The sequence below is a fragment of the Microtetraspora sp. AC03309 genome, from assembly GCF_020826795.1.
Taxonomy (GTDB): Bacteria; Actinomycetota; Actinomycetes; order Streptosporangiales; family Streptosporangiaceae; genus Microtetraspora; species Microtetraspora glauca.
In genome coordinates, this window is record NZ_JADDIL010000061.1 from 14,165 (window position 1) to 32,107 (window position 17,943).

13 protein-coding genes are annotated in these 17,943 nt (G+C 72.3%); 5 read left to right on the forward strand and 8 right to left on the reverse strand.

Annotated features, from left to right (window positions below):
* Window positions 1-164: 164 nt before the first annotated feature.
* The 5 genes from IMZ11_RS30075 to IMZ11_RS30095 form a co-directional block, all read right to left on the reverse strand.
* Window positions 165-347 (reverse strand): hypothetical protein, encoded by a 183-nt coding sequence (locus IMZ11_RS30075; protein ID WP_228645799.1) that lies wholly within the window; start codon window positions 345-347, stop codon window positions 165-167.
* A 44-nt stretch (window positions 348-391) separates the two neighbouring features.
* Window positions 392-655: a WhiB family transcriptional regulator gene (locus tag IMZ11_RS30080; protein WP_061259399.1), complete on the reverse strand. Its 264-nt coding sequence runs from the start codon at window positions 653-655 to the stop codon at window positions 392-394.
* Between the two features lie 124 nt (window positions 656-779).
* Window positions 780-1,055, reverse strand: coding sequence for a hypothetical protein (locus tag IMZ11_RS30085; RefSeq protein WP_228645800.1), 276 nt, complete (start codon window positions 1,053-1,055; stop codon window positions 780-782).
* A 283-nt stretch (window positions 1,056-1,338) separates the two neighbouring features.
* Window positions 1,339-2,205 (reverse strand): acyl-CoA thioesterase II, encoded by an 867-nt coding sequence (locus IMZ11_RS30090; RefSeq protein ID WP_228645801.1) that lies wholly within the window; start codon window positions 2,203-2,205, stop codon window positions 1,339-1,341.
* A 13-nt stretch (window positions 2,206-2,218) separates the two neighbouring features.
* Window positions 2,219-4,264 (reverse strand): ATP-dependent DNA helicase UvrD2, encoded by a 2,046-nt coding sequence (locus IMZ11_RS30095; protein ID WP_061259271.1) that lies wholly within the window; start codon window positions 4,262-4,264, stop codon window positions 2,219-2,221.
* 116 nt (window positions 4,265-4,380) lie between these two features.
* On the opposite strand from IMZ11_RS30095, the gene IMZ11_RS30100 reads away from it, so the two are divergent.
* On the forward strand, window positions 4,381-5,304 hold the full coding sequence (locus tag IMZ11_RS30100; protein ID WP_228645802.1) for an alpha/beta hydrolase: 924 nt from the start codon (window positions 4,381-4,383) through the stop codon (window positions 5,302-5,304).
* A gap of 176 nt (window positions 5,305-5,480) precedes the next feature.
* Window positions 5,481-5,720, forward strand: a complete 240-nt coding sequence (locus IMZ11_RS30105) for a mycoredoxin (RefSeq protein WP_228645803.1) — start codon at window positions 5,481-5,483, stop codon at window positions 5,718-5,720.
* A 79-nt stretch (window positions 5,721-5,799) separates the two neighbouring features.
* On the opposite strand, the gene nudC is transcribed toward IMZ11_RS30105, so the two are convergent.
* On the reverse strand, window positions 5,800-6,711 hold the full coding sequence (gene nudC, locus IMZ11_RS30110) for an NAD(+) diphosphatase (RefSeq protein ID WP_228645804.1): 912 nt from the start codon (window positions 6,709-6,711) through the stop codon (window positions 5,800-5,802).
* Window positions 6,712-6,799: 88 nt separating this feature from the next.
* Here nudC and IMZ11_RS30115 point away from each other — a divergent pair, with 88 nt between their 5' ends.
* The 3 genes from IMZ11_RS30115 (at window position 6,800) to IMZ11_RS30125 (ending at window position 11,267) form a co-directional block, all read left to right on the forward strand.
* Complete coding sequence (locus IMZ11_RS30115) at window positions 6,800-7,975, forward strand: siderophore biosynthesis protein (RefSeq protein ID WP_228645805.1); 1,176 nt, start codon at window positions 6,800-6,802, stop codon at window positions 7,973-7,975.
* Entirely contained in the window at window positions 7,972-9,552 is a 1,581-nt protein-coding gene (locus IMZ11_RS30120; protein ID WP_228645806.1) for an IucA/IucC family protein, read from the forward strand. The genes IMZ11_RS30115 and IMZ11_RS30120 overlap by 4 nt, the downstream gene beginning before the upstream one ends.
* Window positions 9,553-9,638: 86 nt before the next feature.
* Window positions 9,639-11,267, forward strand: coding sequence for an IucA/IucC family siderophore biosynthesis protein (locus IMZ11_RS30125; RefSeq protein WP_228645807.1), 1,629 nt, complete (start codon window positions 9,639-9,641; stop codon window positions 11,265-11,267).
* Between the two features lie 270 nt (window positions 11,268-11,537).
* Here IMZ11_RS30125 and IMZ11_RS30130 read toward each other — a convergent pair whose 3' ends face one another.
* Both IMZ11_RS30130 and IMZ11_RS30135 read right to left on the reverse strand, forming a co-directional pair.
* Window positions 11,538-14,753, reverse strand: a complete 3,216-nt coding sequence (locus tag IMZ11_RS30130) for an ATP-dependent helicase (RefSeq protein ID WP_228645808.1) — start codon at window positions 14,751-14,753, stop codon at window positions 11,538-11,540.
* Window positions 14,747-17,920, reverse strand: a complete 3,174-nt coding sequence (locus IMZ11_RS30135) for an ATP-dependent DNA helicase (RefSeq protein ID WP_228645809.1) — start codon at window positions 17,918-17,920, stop codon at window positions 14,747-14,749. The genes IMZ11_RS30130 and IMZ11_RS30135 overlap by 7 nt, the downstream gene beginning before the upstream one ends.
* Between the last annotated feature and the right edge of the window lie 23 nt (window positions 17,921-17,943).

The window sequence follows — 17,943 nt, forward strand, 5'->3', positions numbered from 1 at the left end:
GGTCCCGGCGCAAGGGTCATCTGTCGTCTGACCTGGCGCCGGGCGCCGTACGGACGACGAAGGCCCGGGCCGACGAACGGCCCGGGCCTCGGTCATGTTCCGCCGTGCGCCGGGCGGCCGTCTCGGCCGCCCTTCGGTGACGCGGGCTCCCAGAGGTGGAGCGGTCAGGCGCGCGCGAGCGCCGCGAGCAGACGCCGGGAGGCGCGCTCGGCCTTGCGGCGCGCCCTCTGTACGTCCTGGATCCGACTGGCCAGTCGCTGCTCGGCGGCCTCCTGGTGGAGGCCGCGTATTCGCTCGTCGACCAGTTCTTGATGCATATACATGGCGGCGGTGGGGTTGATGGTCATCGGTTCTTCTCCTCTTTCAGGGTTCGTGCTGCGTGCGGTGGTGTTCAGGCTGCGACCGGAGTCTTGCGGGGGCGCCCGCGCGGCCGCTTCCGGGGGACGATGGCCCCCCGCAGGATGAGTTCGCCACCCCAGACGCCCCACGGCTCCTCGCGCTCCAGCGCGCGGGCCAGGCAGGCCTTCTGGATCGGGCAGCCTCCGCAGAGCGCCTTGGCGAACTCCACGTCCTCCGGAGACTCGGCGAACCACAGGTCGGGCTCGGTACGACAGGGGATTTCGGCTTCGATCAGGTCCATGACCGGGGCCGCCATCTGCGTCACCTCTTTGATTGGTTTCTTGGGCTGGTTTGTCCTCTGTGGTGGGCGGAACCTGGCGGGCAAAACAAGAAGGCCGCGGATCCTGTGTGCGGATCCGCGGCCTGAAGAGGAAGACCAGTCAGGTTGTGACTGGTTCTCTCCAGGCGTAGCGCGAACCGCGCACTCCACCATTGGCGGTGTGGCTGGTCTGCTGAGCGCCCATCGGCCGCTCCGTGATGGACGGACGGTAGGCGGGGATGCCACGGCGCGCGTCGGCGAGAACGCCGAAGGCGGCCGAACCGGGCAGAGCCTCGGCACGGGCGACCTTGCCGCGCATCAGTGCGACTGGCGCGACATCGGCGGCCGGGCGTGCGGAAGCGAGCCACGGGGTGGCAAACATGATCGTGCTCTCCACAGGACTCACCTCCATTTGAATGCGATGGTCGGGCTGGGCCGCCCGACCGACTTTCATGACCCTAAATGCGAAACCGGGAACCCGGCAACCTATTTTCTACCTGCGATTTTCACGGTTTCGCGACACTGGCCGTCAGGCTAGCACCGTCCTCGTACGCGGCCCGGGACCGCCCCTCGGGTCGGCGTGGCCGGCCGCGGCTTTCGGCCCGGCGTCGGGCCGCTCCGGCGCCCGTCCGGATGCCTCCGGAGCCCTGGCACAGGACGCGCACGGGACGGGAGGGGCACTAACTGACGCGGATGAGGCACTCCTGGACCACCGACACCGCGAGCTGCCCTGACGACGTGTACATCTCGCCGCGGGCGAGACCGCGCGCGCCACCGGACCAGGGCGACTCCTGGGCGTACAGCAGCCAGTCGTCGGCGCGGAACGGCCGGTGGAACCACATGGCATGGTCCAAGGAGGCGCCGCTGACATTCGTCGCCCCCCACGCCATGCCGTGCGCGAGCAGGACGGTGTCGACGAGGGTGAAGTCGGAGGCGTAGGCGGCCAGCACCACGTGCAGCAGCGGGTCGTCGGGAAGCTCCGCGTCGTAGCGGAACCAGGCGTTGTTCTCCGTGCTGACCAGGCTGGAGTCACGCTGCGCCTCCCACGGGAGGGCGCTGACATAGCGGAAGTCGACCGGCCGCGGCTTGGCGGCCCACTCGCGCCAGAGCGTGTCGTCGCCGAAGGCGGCGAGCATCCGGCTCTGGAACGTCGGCAGGCTTTCGGGGGCGGGCACATCGGGCATCGGCCGCGCCTGGTGCGCGACGCCGGGCTCGTCGACGTGGAACGAGGCCGACATGGTGAAGATCGCCTTGCCGTGCTGGATGGCGACGACCCGGCGCGTGGTGAAGGAGCGGCCGTCGCGCACGCGCTCGACGTTGTAGACGATCGGGATCGCCGGGTCACCGGGGCGGATGAAGTACGCGTGCAGTGAGTGGACCATGCGGTCCGGCGGCACCGTACGGCCCGCGGCCACCAGCGCCTGCGCCGCGACCTGCCCGCCGAAGACACGCTGGATGCGCTCCTCGGGGCTGCGGCCCCGGAAGATGTCCAGCTCGATCTGCTCAAGATCGAGGAGGTCGAGGAGCTCCTTGAGGGCGGAGTTCACAACGAACCTCCCATCACTCGCCGGTAACCCCGGCGGCGGCACGGCACAGGTCGAGCACAGCGTCACCATACCGGTCCAGTTTGACCCGTCCTATCCCCGCTATCCGTAGAAGGTCGTCCTCGGAGACGGGCACCCGCTCGGCGATGGCCTGGAGCGTCACATCGGTGAAGACGACGTACGCCGGGACCTTCGCCTCCTTGGCGACGGAGGTGCGCCAGGACCTGAGGCTCTCCAGCAGCGCCTCGTCGTAGTCGGCCGGGCAGCCCACGCAGCGGCCCAGCTTCTGCTCCGCGGCCGTCGCGAGCGACTTGCCGCAGATCCGGCACTGGACGGGCAGCGCCGCCTTCCTCGCCGGGGAACGCCGCTCCACCGGCGGCGGGGTCGCCGTACGCGGGGAGAGTCCTTCGAGGAACCGGGACGGCCGGCGTGACCTGCGGCCGCCCGGGGAGCGCGCCAGCGCCCAGGACAGGTGCAGGTGCTCACGGGCCCGCGTCACGCCCACGTAGAGCAGCCGCCGCTCTTCCTCGACCTGCTCGGGAGTCTCGGCGTACACGATCGGGACCATGCCGTCGGTGAGCCCGACGAGGAAGACGGCGTCCCACTCGAGCCCCTTGGCGGCATGCAGCGAGGCGAGCGTCACTCCCTCGACCGGCGGCGCGTGCTGCTCCATCGCCCTGCGCTCCAGCTCGGCGACGAAGGCCGGCAGGTTGGCGCCCTCGGCCGCCATGTCCTCGGCGAGATCGGCGAGGGCCTTGAGCGACTCCCACTTCTCCCTGGCCTTGCCGCCGCCGGGCGGCTCGGGCGTGAGACCGATGCCCGAGAGGATCGCGTGGACGCCCGGCGCGAGCGGCTCCTCGTCGTTCGCCGACCGGGCGGCCCCCCGCAGCAGGACCACCGCCTGCCGTACCTCGGGCCGTTCGAAGAACCGCTCGGCGCCGCGCAGCACGTACGGCACGCCCGACTCGGTGAACGCCTGCTCGTACGCCTCCGACTGGGCGTTGACCCGGAAGAGCACGGCGATCTCCCGGGTGGGGACGCCGTCGGCCATGAGCTTCTTGACGGTCAGCGCGACGCCGAGCGCCTCGGCCGGCTCGTCGTCGTACTCGGTGAACTCGGGCGCGGGCCCGTCGGGGCGCTGCGCGACCAGTTCGAGCCGGTGCGCCGAGCGCGCCATGACACGGTTGGCGAGCGTGACCACCTGCGGGGTGGAGCGGTAGTCGCGCACCAGCCTGATCACCTTGGCCGAGGGGTGCTCGACGGCGAAGTTCGTCAGGTAGTGCGGTGTCGCGCCGGTGAAGGAGTAGATGGTCTGGTTGGGATCGCCCACCACGCACAGGTCGTCCCGGCCGCCGAGCCAGGTGTCGAGCAGCAGCTTCTGCAGCGGGTTGACGTCCTGGAACTCGTCCACGACGAAGTAGCGGTACTGCTGGCGGATCTGGGCGGCGACCTCGCGGTGCTCGGTCATCACCGCGGCGGTCAGCTCCAGGATCGTCTCGAAGTCGATCAGGTTCCGGCGGCGGCGCAGGTCCTCGTACGCCTCGAAGAGCCGGGCCACCTCCTCGGGGGCGATCGGCGGGGTGCGCCGGGCCTTGAGCGCCGCGGCGGGGTAGTCCTCCGGCCCGATCTGGGTGACCTTGGCCCACTCGATCTCGCTCGCGACGTCGCGCAACTCGCCGCGGTCGGGGTTCCTCCTCGCCAGGCGGCACGCCTCGACCAGCAGCGGCAGCTTGGACTCCACGATCTGGGGCGTGTCCCCACCGATCACGCGCGGCCAGAAGTAGCTGAGCTGCCGCAGCGCCGCCGCGTGGAAGGTGCGCGCCTGCACGCCCGGCGCGCCGAGCCGGCGCAGCCGCTGCCTGAGCTCGCCCGCCGCCCGTGTGGTGAACGTCACAGCCAGCACGCACTGCGGCTCGACCACCCCCGACGCCACGGCGTACGCGATGCGATGGGTGATGGCCCGGGTCTTGCCCGTACCTGCGCCGGCCAGCACGCACACCGGGCCGCGCACCGCCTCGGCGACGTCGCGCTGCTCGGGGTCCAGTCCCGCGAGGACGTCCACGTAACGCTCCCAACATGCGATGCGGACGGATGAACTGGCATCATCCTTCCAGCAACTAACAGAGACAGCGTGGTTTCCCCACAGGGGGCGACCCTGGCTCCGGGGAGGAACGAGCGGTGCGAAGGACAGCGGTAGGTGTCGGATCCCTTGCCCTCGCTGCCGTTCTGCTCGCGCCGTCGGGTGCCGACGCCGCGGCGGACGACCCCACGCCGTCGCCCAGTCCCAGTCCGAGTCCCACGGCCACGGTAACCGCCACGCCGCTGTCCTCTGACACCACCGTCCGCACCTTCTCGTACGGCTCGCACGCCCGGCAGCGGATGGACGTCTGGTGGCACTCCACGGGCGAGCGGCGCCCGGCCGTCTTCATCATCCACGGCGGATGGTGGTCGGGCGGCGACAAGAAGTACACGACCTCGATCAGCCGGAGCTACGCCCAGCTCGGCTACACCGTCATCACGATCAACTACCGGCTCTCCGGTGACGCCCCGTGGCCCGCGCAGCGAAGCGACGCGCTCGACGCGATCGCGACCGTGCGTAGGCATGCCGAGGTGTTCAACATGGATCCGGACCGCTACGTCGTGCTCGGTTTCTCCGCGGGCGGCCACATCGCCGCGGCGGTCGGCACGTACGGCAACGGCCTCCCGGGGCTGCGCGGCGTCGCGGGCGTCTCGCCCGTGATCTCGCCGCTGACCGCGTTCACCGACGGCGACGAGGGCGGGGACGCCTACCAGCGCAAGCTGCGCAAGGCCACGGTCGCCCTGGCGGGTGGATGCGGGCCGACCCAGTGCCCCAAGATCTGGTCGAGCATGGAGGTGGCGTTCCACGCGAGCGCGTCGGACGCCCCGATGTTGACCGTCCACTCCCTGGACGAGTTCGTGCCGCCGTACCAGAGCGAGTTGCTCAAGCAGGCGCTCGAGGCGGTCGGCGTGAAGATGACCATCCGGACGATGCCCGGCGCCCAGCACAGCGCGCCGCTCTACCGCGAGGTGGGCGTGGCCGAGGGCGTCCAGTCGTGGATCGCCGCACGCCTGGCCAAGTGAGCCGCCCGAGCCGCACCTTCGAGCCGCGTCTCCCGGGTCGAGGGTCGGGGCCGCACGTCTGGGCCGCGGGTCCGCGTTCGCCGGGCAGTGTGATCTGACCGGCATGCCCCAGCGGGAACATGAGCAGTGGTCGTCCGTGTTGTCAATGACTGCTCATGTCACACGAAGGGACGAAGATGGCGCTCACTGTCTACACGACGAGCTGGTGCGGCCCCTGTAAGCGGCTGAAGGGCCAGCTCACCCGCGAGGGGATCACCTTCCAGGAAATCGACATCGAGCGGCATCCGGACGCCGCCGAGTTCGTGATGAGCGTGAACAACGGCAACCAGGTCGTCCCGACCGTGGTGGCGGACTGCCACACCATGACGAACCCCTCGGTGGCCGAGGTCCGGCGGCACCTCACCGGCGCCTGCTGACCTACCGCCGAAACCGGCACGCCCGTAACGACCCTCGGAACCGGGGTCGTGTCGATCCCGGAACCGACCGTCGCGCGGGTCAGTCGGTCTCGATCAGCGAGCCGTACCAGGTCTCGATGAGCCTGCGGGCGATCGAGACCTGGGGCGGCAGGCCCAGCTCCCCCGACCGCACGGCCGCGCTCAGTTCGTCCCTGGACCACCAGCGAGCCTCGGCGATCTCGTCGGCGTCCGGCCGGAGGTCGGTGGAGAGCGCCTGGGCGAAGAACCCCACCATGAGGCTGCGGGGGAACGGCCACGGCTGGCTGCCCATGTACCGCGGCGCGGCCGCGACGACGCCGACCTCTTCGAGGACCTCGCGCAGGACGGCCTGCTCCAGCGACTCGCCCGGCTCGACGAACCCGGCGAGCACCGACATCCGGCCCTCCGGCCACTGCGGCCCCCTGGCCAGCAGGATCCGGTCGGCCTCGTCGCGCACCAGCATGATCACCGCCGGGTCCACGCGGGGGAAGTGCTGGCTGCCGTCCTTGGGGCAGATCCGCATGTGGCCCGAGGCCGCGACGTCCGTACGGCTTCCGCAGCGCGGGCAGTGCTCGTGCCCGGCGTGCCACGCCTCCAGGGCGACGGCGTAGACGAACAGCCCCGCGTCCCGGTCGTCGAGCAGCGCCCCCGCCCGGCGCAGGCCCATCGGATCGCCCGCCCGGCCCCCGGCGGTGAGCGGAGCCTTGACCGCGAAGTACGGCACGCCGGCGGCGTCCACGCCGAGCAGGTAACGCGGCCCTTCGGGAGCCTCGGCCGGTGACATCAGCGTCAGGCTCGCCTCGGCGCCGCTGTTCCGGATCAGGGTCTCGCCCTCATGGACGAGGAGGACGCGGGTCGCGTCGTCGGCCCACACGCGCCGCAGCCAGTTCTCGTCGTTGCGCAGCGCGGCCGAACGGTCGACGACCCCGCGCGACAACAGCAGCGGACCCATGAGCACGTCAGTCGATTCCACTCGCCTATCTTTCCATTCGCCGCCAAAACGATCTCTCGAAGGCTAGGATGAGCCGGGTTAGGTTAGCCTTACCTTCGGGGGTCACTGCGTGCGGCTGTACCTCACCTCGCTGAATCCGACCGACTCGGTCACCGGGGGGTTCCTGCCCGCGGCCGAGGCTCTGGGCTGGGACGTCACGATCCTGACCGACCACCCCGGCGGATATCCCGGGTTCGAGACCATCGACACGGATGTCCGTGACGTCCGCGCCGTGATCGACACCATCGCCCGGCACCACGCGCCCGGCGCCGTCTTCTCCAACTCCGACCACATCCAGGCGGAGACCGCCCTCGCCGCCGCGTACTTCGGCCTCCCCGGCAAGGACTGGCGCGCCTGCGTCACCGCCAAGAACAAGGCGCTCACCCGCCACCGGCTCACGCCGGTCGAGACCGTCCGGTCCGTACGGCTGACGCCCGGGGGCGGCCTCCCCGACGCCGTGCCGTACCCGGCGGTGGTGAAGCCCGCCACGGGTGTCGCCAGCGAGGACGTCGTCCTGGTGAGGGACGCCGAGGAACTGGCCGACGCCGTCGCCGGGATCAGGACGCGGCGGCCCGGCGAGGTCCTGGTGGCCGAGGAGTACCTCGACGGCCCCCTCCACACCCTCGAAACGCTCGGCGACGGCCGCACCACGACCGTACTGGGCGGATTCCGCACCACGCTCGGCCCGCTGCCGCACTTCGTCGAGGAGCGGCTCGACTGGGATCCGGAGCCTCCCCCGGGCGCGCGCGAGCACGTGCTGGCCGCGCTGGCCGCGCTCGGCGTGGGTTTCGGCGCGTGCCACACCGAATACGTCGTCACGCGGGACGGGCCGCGGATCATCGAGGTCAACTACCGCGTGATCGGCGACAACTGCGACTTCCTTCTCGCCGACCTGATCGGCGTGCCGCTGTTCGAATGGACACTCCGGGTGCACGCGGGCGAGCCGCTGCCCGAGTGGAGCGAGGCGACCGTCGCCGGGCACGGCGCGGTGGTGAGCCTCATCGCCGACCGTTCCGGCGTGGTGGCCGCCGCGCCTCCGACGGGGGAGTGCCCGTGGGACGGACCGTGCGAACACGACGGAGTGCGCCTGTGGCACCGGCCGCTGCGCCGGGTCGGCGAGCGCGTCGAGCTGACCCGCACCAACCGTGACTATCTCGGCCTGCTGCGCGCGGTCGGCCCGGACCGCACGAGCGTCGACGCCGCCGTGGCCTCCTTCCGAGGCGGCCGGCCCTGGGTGATCGCATGAACGCGATGCCCGGGCTCCACCCCGTGGGGCGGGAGCCGTACCTGGCGAGGAGGGTGCTGAACGCGCTGCTCCGCGAGGACTTCGCGGGGATGGCGTCCCGGCTGGAACACAGCAGGGACGGCGTGGCCCTCGTCCTCGCGTCCGGCCGGAGGGTGCGGCTCGCGCCCGGCGGCCTGTTTCAGGACTTCTCCATCGCCCCCGAGGTGACGCTCACCCTGGCGGAGGTGCTGGAGACGCTGGAGGCGGTCGCCACGCCCGCCGACGCCCCGGGGGTCGCGGCCTTCGCCACCGAATGCCACGAGACCCTCGCCGCGCTGGAGCTCTACGACCGCCACGGGACGCAGGCGCCCGCCCGCGTACACGGCCCGATCCGGTACGAGGCGCTCGCGGCGGCCGTGGACCATCCCGTGTACCCGACCGCGCGCTGCCGCCTCGGCGTTCCGGTCGAGGGCCTGCTCGCGTACGCTCCGGAGTTCGCGCCCGCGTTCGACCTCCGCTGGGCCGCGGTTCCCCGGGACCGCGTCACGCTCTCCTCCGAAGCGGAAACCAGCCCTGGACTCTTCTTCCCCGGCATGGCCGAGGTGGGGCTCCCGGAACGGCTGGCGGACACGCACCGGCTCTTCCCCGTGCATCCGCTCGCGCTTCCCGTGGTCACCGGCATCGCCGGCGTCATCGTGGCGGGCCTGCCGTACCTCCGGGTCCGCCCCACGCTGTCGATGCGCACGGTCGTGGCCGGCGAACGGCTGCACCTCAAACTGCCGATCCCGACGAGCACGCTCGGGCTGCGGAACCGGCGGTCGATCAAGCCGGGCACGCTGGGAGACGGCGCGCTCGCCGAGTCGCTGCTCCGCGAGGTGCTCAGCCGGGAGCCGGACCTGCCGGTGGTCCTCGCGGACGAGCAGCTCCACGGCCACGCGGGCCACGAATACCTCGGCTGGATGATCCGCAGGCTGCCCCCCGGTGAGATCGTCCCCGTGGCGGCCCTGGCCGCGCCGGGTGTGCTACCCGAGATCGCCGCCCGGTTCTACGCGGGTGACGTCCGGGCGCTTCTCCGCGACTATCTGGGCATCCTCTTCGCGTGGAACGTCCGGCTCTTCGCCCGGTACGGCATCGCGCTGGAGGCCCACCAGCAGAACCTGTCGCTGGTGTTCGCGGACGGGACCATGCGGCTGATGGTGAAGGACAACGACGGGCTCCTCGCCGCCCCGGACCGCCTGGGCTCGGCCGGGCTCGCCGTACCGGCCTTCGCCGACGAGCGGATGCTGACCGACGACCCGCACTCCCTCGCCGACGTGTTCGTGACGATCACGTTGCATCTGGCCGCCGCGGCGATCGTGTTCGGGGCGGTCGAGGACGCGGCCGGGCTGGTCCGTGGCGCGCTCGACGACGCGCTCTCGGAGTTCGGCGAGCACCCGATGGCCCGTCTGCTGCGGGCCAGGACCCTGGACGCGGCCCGGCTGGTCGGCAAGTCCATGGTCACCGCCGCGACCCTGGTGGACAAGGAACGGTCGGGAGCCAGGGACGTCAACAAGTTCTACGGCACCAGCGGGCCGAACTACCTCCGCTTCCCGCGATGAGCGCCGTGCCCGCGGCGGAGAACCGGCCGCCCGCCTCAGAACGTCCATCCGCGGGAGAGAGCCGCCCGTTCGCGGGAGAAGGCAGCTTGTTCACAGACGAGGACCGTCCGTTCGCCGACGAAGGCCGCCCGTCCGTGGATGAGGGCCGTTCGACCGCCGGGGAGGACCGCCGCGCCGTCGCGGAGGCGGTGACGTTGGGCGCGCTGCTCCGCTGCTGCGTCCGCGAGGTGGCCGGGCCGCGCGGTCAGGTCTGGCCGGCCGGGCCGTACCTGCTGCTCCGGGTGGCCGGGACCCTGCTGCGCGCCCGAGTCCACGGCGGGATCGCACTGCGCTTCGACGGCCCACCCGAGTGGCTCGCGGGCGGCGTGTGGCAGCCGCTCAGCTCCGAGATGCTCGTCAAGCTGGTCGAGCAGGAGCTCCCCGGAGGCAACGAGGAGTTCGCCGGGCAGGTGGCGAGCAGCCGTGAGGCGGTCACGGCGCTGCTGCGCGCCCGCGAACGTGCCACGCCCCCCGAAGACCCGTGGCTCGCTTCGGAGCAGGCGCTGGTGGCGGGCCACCCCTTCCACCCCTCCCCCAAGGCACGCGCAGGTTCGGGCTGGCTGCGCTACGCGCCGGAGGCGCACGTGGAGTTCCCGCTCCGGCTGCTCGGCGTACGCGCCGACCTGGTGGCCGGGCGGGGCGACACCGACGCGCTGGACCTGCTCGGCTCCGCGCCGCCGGGATACGTCCTGCTGCCCGCCCACCCGTGGCAGCTCGACCTTCTCGCCGACGAACTGCGCGGCCCGCTGTCCGACGGACGGCTCGTCGATCTGGGAGACGGCTCCCGGCCCGTGATCCCCACCTCGTCGGTCCGGACCGTGTACGACCCGGGCTCCGGGCTGTGCCTGAAGTTCAGCCTCGACGTGCGGATCACCAACTGCGTACGGAAGAACGCCTGGTATGAGCTGATCGGGGCGGTGGAGCTCAGCGAGCGGCTCGGCCCGGTGTTCGCGCGGCTCGCCGCGGACTTCCCGGGCACGCGGCGGCTGCCCGAGCCCGGCTACCGGTCGGCGGACCTCGGCCTCCGGCTGCTCGAAGGACTCGGCGTGATCCTCCGGCCGGGTCCGTGGGAGGTGTGCGGTCCGGGCGTCACCCCGGTCCTCGCCGGAGCGCTGCACCCCGGAACACCGGCCTCGGCTCCGTACGGCGCGGCCGACCCCCTGGCCTGGTGGCACGCCTATGTGGAACGCGTGGCGCCGCCGGTGCTCGACGCGTACTTCACGCACGGGGTCGTCCTCGAACCCCACCTGCAGAACGTGCTGATCGGGGTCGATCACCACGGCTTCCCCGTTGAAGCCATATTTCGGGACATGGAGGGGACCAAGCTCGTCAGGGACCGGCACGACGTGTCGGGTCTGCCCCCCGCGGTGGCCTCGGCGATCACCTACGACGCCGAGCGCGGCTGGAACCGCGTCGTCTACTGCCTCCTGGTCAACCACCTCGCCGAGATCGCCGCCACCGTCGCCGACCACGCGGGCGGAGACACGCTGCCCCGGCTCTGGTCGATCACCAGGGACGTCATCGAGGCGTACGCCGCCGGGCACGGCTCGCCGCCCCTGCTGGCAGAGTTGCTCGCGGGCACGCCGCTGCCCGCCAAGGCCAACCTCGGCGTGCGCTGGGCCAGGGACGCCGACCGGTCCGCCGGATACGTCCCCGTGGCCAACCCCCTCGCCTGACGCCGGAGTCCGCCGGAGCCGCCGGGCAGGGTCTCTCCACCCTGCGGTAGAGAGCCTTCTCCCGCCCTCCTTTCGAGCCGATCGACACACCCCTCCCCCTGTCACTTTCTGTTGCGCAATGACAACTCTACGTACCGTGAGGCGACGAGCGGCAGCCGTACCAGAAGATCGTGATGGTGGAGGCGGGCCGGCCGCTGGAGCTGCCCGAGCCGTTCGGGATCAAGCTCGACACGTCACTGATCTTCGGCTGACTCCCGAGGGCACCCCACCTCACGAATCCAGCTGGGGAATCCGGCGGATCAGGGCGGCCAGGCCCTCGGCGTCGAGCAGGTCAACCGGCCGCACGGTCTCGTTCGAGCGGACGTAGTGGAAGGCCGCCCCGACCTTCTCCAGCGGCACCCGGGCGAGCGACGCCCAGGCCAGACGGTACGCGGCGAGCTGGACGGCGGCGGTCCTGGCGGCCCTGCCCCGCGGGCGCTCGCCGGTCTTCCAGTCGACCACCACATAGCCGTCGCCGTCGGTGAAGACCGCGTCCATGCGGCCACGGACCAGGCGATCCGCGATCATCGTTTCGAACGGAACCTCCAGGTCGAGCGGCTCCCGCCAGGCCCACACGCTTTCCTCGAACCGCGCCTGCAGCTCGGCGAGCTGGACGTCGGCGTCGGAAAGGTCATCGGACGCGCCGGGCAGCTCGAAGTCGTCGATCAGCCGCTGCTGCCCCCACCGGGACTCCAACCAGGCATGGAACGCGGTGCCCCGCCGGGCCAGGGGCGCCGGCTTCCTCGGCAGCGGACGCCGTACCTGCCGGGCCAGCGCCGACGGGTCCCCGGCCAGCGTGACGAGTGACGAGACCGAGAGCCGCGCGGGCAGATCGACGACCGCCGCCTCCCTACGCCGCTCTCGCTCCCTGAGCAGCAACTCGGTGTCACGTTCCCAGGCCCGCATCCGCTCGCCCCTGGCGGGCGCATGGTCGTCGACCCCTTCGAGCGCCCGTTCCATGGCCTCCTCGACCATGCGGGCACCCTCCAGCACGGCGTCGCGTACGGACAGGGACGGCCAGGACGCCTCGGCCGGTTCGGCGAGCAGCGGGTTCTGCGCCGCGTCGCTCTCGTCCCAGTGCGTCACCGTGGCGCCCGCGTCGCGGATCTCGGTCAGGAAGTCGGAGGGTTCGAGCGGCTTCGACGAGGTGCCCCAGCGGTATCCCGACGCGATCAGCAGGTAGTGCGCCCGGGTCACGGCCACGTACGCGAGGCGGCGTTCCTCCAGTAGGTCACGGTCGCGGCAACGTTCGTCGAACTCGGCGATCGCGTCCTTGTCGAGGCCCGCGAGTTCCGGCAGGTCCGACACGTCGCCACGCAGCGGGTACGGCAACTTGCGTGGGTTCTCCGTCCATCGCGAGTTGGTGACCGGTGTGGCGGGGAAGACGCTGCCCTTGGCCAGGCCGCCCTTCTGGGTGGTGATCTGCGACAGGCCGGGCACGACGACGACCGGCCACTCCAGGCCCTTGGACGCGTGGACGGTCATGAGCTTCACGCTGTTGGTCTCGCCGACCCGCCCGGCCTCAAGGCCGAACTCCTCGCTCTCCGCCGCCTTGAGGTAGGCGAGGAACGCGCCGAGCGTCGGGTCCTCTGCGTCGCCGGCGAACCGGGCCGCGGCGTCGAGGAACGCGTCGAGGTCGGCCCGTGCCGCCAGCGCGCTGCCGCCCCTGGCGGCCACCTCGACGTCCAGGCCGAGCCGCCGTTCGATCTCGATGATGAGGTCCGGCAGCGGCTGGCCCGCGCGGGCGCGCAACGATCTGAGCTCGCCCGCCAGGGCGGGCAGGCGGACCCGGGCCAGCGGCGAGAACGGCTCCAGCCACTCGGGCCGGTCGGGCAGCTCGTCGAGCGCGTCGATCAGGCTGCCACGCTCGCTCTCCAGGTCGGCCATCACCTGTTCCAGCGGGTCGTTCGCCCGCCTGCTCTCCTGGCTCAGCCGGCGGGCGAGGTCGCCGAGGACCTTCAGGTCGGCGGGGCCGATCCGCCAGCGCGGCCCCGCCAGCAGCCGCACGAGCGCGTCACCCGCCGTCGGGTCGTAGAGCGCGCGCAGCGTGGCCACGATGTCGGCCACCTCGGGGACGGTCAGCAGGCCGCCGAGCCCGACCACCTCGACGGGGATGCCCCGCGCTTCGAGGGCGCGGCGCAGGGCGGGGAACTGTGCTCGCTTGCGCGCCAGGATCGCCACGTCCCTGGCCTGCAGGGCGCGCCCCCGCTCGCCCTCGGCCCAGGGCAGGCCGTCGGGTGCCTGCTCCGCGCCGAGCGTCCCGGCGATGCCGTCCGCGATCCAGGCGGCCTCGTTCTCGGCGGTCTCGTGGAAGGCGCAGACGACCCGGCCGCGATCCACCCGGTTGGAGCCGGGCACGAGCACGGGCACGCTCCCGCGACGCCCGTCCCGCAGCGGGACCTGGATCTTGGCCGCCACGTCGAGCACCCGCTCGCCGTTGCGGAAGCTGACGGAGAGCTGACGGACCGGCGCGGGATCTCCCGCCGCCGTCGGGAAGTCCTCGGGGAACCGGGACAGGTTGCCCGCCGACGCGCCACGCCAGCCGTAGATCGACTGGCACGGGTCGCCCACCGCCGTGACCGGGTGGCCACCGCCGTACAGGGCCCGAAGCAGGACGAGCTGGGCATGGCTGGTGTCCTGGTACTCGTCCAGCAGCACGACCGAGAACCGTGACCGCTCCGACGCGCCCACCTCGGGGTGGTTCGCCGCGATCCGCGCGGCGAGGGCCATCTGGTCGCCGTAGTCGATGACCTCCCTGGCGCGTTTCACCCGTTCGTACGCCTCGGCCAGCGGCAGGAGCTGCTCGCGCACCGCCTGGGTCCGTACCGGCCGCTGCTGGGGCAGCGTGGCCTTCCCCTGCACGGCGGCGAGGCGTTCACGGAGCCACACGCCCACCTCGTGGACGTCGCCCGCGCCGCGCAGATGCTCGGCCATCTCGCCCGCGAGCTCAAGGACCGCCGCGGTGACGCTCGGCGGCCCGAGGTCGACCAGGTCCATCGGGCCGTCGTACTGGCCGACGACGCGCGCGGCCATCTGCCAGGCCACGGCCGGCGTCATCAGCCGCATCGTCGGCTCCAGCCCCTCGCGGAGCGCGTGGTCGGTGACCAGCCGGGCGGCGTACGCGTGGTAGGTCGAGACGGTGGGTTCGGCGTCGAGCAGCTCGGCCGGGACCAGACCGGCCGACGCGAGCCCGGCCAAGCGCCTGCGCACCCGGTCGGCCAGCTCCGCCGCGGCCTTACGGGTGAAGGTCAGCCCGAGGATCTGCTCCGGCCGGACCAGGCCCGCCGCGACCAGCCAGACGACCCGGCCGGCCATGGTCTCGCTCTTGCCGGATCCCGCGCCGGCCACGACGACCATCGGCTCCAGGCCGGACTCGATCACGGCCGCCTGTTCGAGGGTGGGGGGAAGGATGCCGAGCTTCCCGGCGAGCTCGACCGGGCTCAGCACAGCTGACCTCCGCTGTCGTTGACCGGGCAGCAGACCTTCGCGGCGCAGGTGCGGCAGCCGTCGTTCACCTTGGCGACGAACACCTTCTCGGACATGCCGGCCGCGACGGTCGTGACCAGGTCCTCGGCCCAACCGGGATCCGCGTCCTCGCCGAGCGCTCCCTGCGCCTGCTCCTTGGCCTCGCCCTTGACGCCCGCGGCCTTGCCCACCTGGACGAGCGCGGCCCCGCCCGGCTCGACCAGGCCGTGCCGCTTGAACGCGCCCAGCAGCGTGGCGAGCTGGTAGACCCCGAGCTGCGGGTGCCGGTCCAGCTCGCCGTCCTTGGGCTTGGTGCCGCCGGTCTTGATGTCGATGATGACGGCCCGGCCGTCCTTGTCCCGCTCGACCCGGTCCACCCGGCCCTTGATCTGTACGTCGGCGTCGGGCAGCGTCACCGTGAACGGCTCCTCCAGCGCGACGAGGTCGCGCTCGTTGTTCCTGTGCCACTGGAGGAACCGCTCGACCATCTGCTCGGCGACCTTGCGCTGCTTCCGGTTGAACCACACCCCGCCGAAGTCGAACTGCCCCCAGACCTCGTCCAGCCGCTTTCCGAGGTCCGGGTCGTCGCCCGTCGCGAGTACGGCTATCGCGTGGATGACCGTGCCGAGGCTCTGCGTCACGCTGGAGCTCCCGGCGCCCACGGCCGTCTCCAGGACCCACCGGAGTCCGCACTTGGTGAAGTTCTCCACCGCGGACGGCGAGACGCGGACGATGTCGTCCGGCCAGCCGAGCGGGCGGTCGTCGGACAGCGGGGTCAGCGCGTACCAGTCATGTGGGCTCGCGCCCGGCACCCCGGCCCGGGCCAGCCGGGCGAGGTGCGTCGCGGCGCCCCGACGCAGCGCCTCCGGCGTCGTCGGGTCGCAGACGGCCGCGCGCAGGTCGGCGACGAGCGCGGGCATGCTGAGCCAACGCGCCTTGTCGTCCATGGTCACCGGCTCGGCACCGCCGGGCAGCAGCTCGGACAGGAAGCGGGAGGGACGCTCGTCGGTGTCCTCGCCGCCGACCGCGGTCACGACCAGCCTGTGGCGCGCCCGCGTGGCCGCGACATAGAACAGCCGGCGCTCCTCGGCGAGCAGCTTGGAGGCGAGCGCGGCCGCGGCGGCGCCGGTGTCGAGCGCGGCCGTGTCCGGCGCCGTGCCTCCGGCCAGTTCGACGAGCGTCTCGATGCCGAGGACGGAACCGCGCAGCCGCAGGTCCGGCCACACGCCCTCCTGGACGCCGGGAACCACCACGACGTCCCATTCGAGGCCCTTGGACCGGTGGGCGGTCAGGATGCGTACGGCCTCGCCGTCCGGCGCCTGCTCCGCGAGCGAGTCGCCGGGGATCTCCTGCGAGATCAGGTCGTCGAGGAAGACCTCGGCGCCCGCCTTGGGCAGCCGGTCGACGAAGCGGGCGGCGTAGTCGAACAGGGCCACGACCCCGTCCAGGTCGCGGTCGGCCTGGGCTCCCCTGGATCCGCCGGACATGCTGGTCTCGGTCCATCGCTCGGCGAGCCCGCTGGCCTGCCAGATCGCCCACAGCACGGCCTCCGGCCCGTCTCGTACGGCGGAGCGCGCGATCTGGAGCAGCTTGGCGACACGCTCGGCGGGCGCGGCCACGTGCGGCTCCACCGGGATCAGCGTCTGAGGTTCACGGATCGCGGCCACGAGCAGCTCGTCCGAGGATCGGGGCTCGAACGGCAACGTGTGCTCGTCGGCGGCCTCGGCGTGCTCCTCCGCCCGCAGGGCGCGGCGCAGCCTCCGGACGCCGATCATGTCGGTGCCGCCCAGCGGACCGGTGAGGAGTTCCTCGACGGTCGCCGCGTCGAGCGCGGGGGGCCGGACCGCGACCTTGAACAGGGTGATGAGGGGCCGCACCCCGGGCTCCTGGATGAGCGGCACCTCGTCGCCGCCGACGACGACCGGCACCCCCGCCGTGACCAGCGCTCGGCGCAGAACCGGGATCTGTCTGGCCGCGCTGCGCACGAGCACGGCCATCCGGGACCAGGGCACGCCGTCGAGCAGATGGGCCCGGCGCAGGGTGTCCGCGACGACGGCGGACTCCTGGCTGGCGCTGTCGGCGATCAGGACGCGCACGCCGCCCGGCTCCGCTCCGGTCACCGGCCGCAGGTCGCGATGGCCGGTGCGGGTGGCGGGAAGCCGCGCCGCGACCCGCCTGGACGCGTCGAGCAGTTCGGGGCCGCTGCGGCGGCAGACCCGCAGCGCGATGGCCGGCGCCTCGCGGCCGTCCAGGGTGCGGAACCTCTCCGGGAACCGGAGGATCGCCTGCACGTCCGCGCCACGGAACCCGTAGATGGACTGGTCGGGGTCGCCCACCGCGATCAGGTCGCGCCCGTCGCCCGCGAGTTGCTGGAGGACGAGTTCCTGCGCGGGATCGGTGTCCTGGTATTCGTCCACGAACACGACGTCGTAGGCCGCGCGCTCGCGCCGCCGTACGTCGCCGTCGGTGAGCAGGCCGGCGGCCGCGCGGATCAGCTCGGCGTAGTCGAGCGAGGGCACCGGGTCGAGGTCGAATCGGTCCTGGTAGCGGTAGGAGAACAGCCCGGCGGCCTGCCAGTCCTCCCGCCCGTGCCGGCGTCCGAGCCGGATCAGCGCGTCGCCGTCCAGGCCGCGCTCCGCCGCCCGGGACAGGAAGTCGCGCAGTTCCTCGGCGAACCCGCGGGTGCCGAGCATCTCCCGCATCCGGGACGGCCAGTGCCGCGCGCCGTCCTCCAGCTCGCCGTGGAGCAGCCTGCGGACCTCCAGGAGCTGTTCCGGGCCGGTCAGCAGCCGGGGCGGCGGCTCGCCCGCCAGCACCGCCTCACGGCGCAGCAGCGCGTACGCGTAGCTGTGGAAGGTGAGGGCGAGTGGCGTCCTGGTCGTCCTGCGCATCCGGCCGGTGATGCGTTCCCGCAGCTCACCGGCGGCCTTGCGGCTGAAAGTGAGGACGAGGACGCGCTCGGGATCGACGCCGCGCCGTTCGATCCGGTCGACCACGGTCTCCACGATCGTGGTGGTCTTGCCCGTGCCCGGCCCGGCGAGCACGAGCAGCGGGCCGGACCCGTGTTCGACGACCGCGCGCTGGTGCTCGTCGAGAACGGGGGCGGCATGCCGCCCCACCGCCCCACGACGCACCAGCTGATAACTCATAACACGCCATTCCACCAGACCAC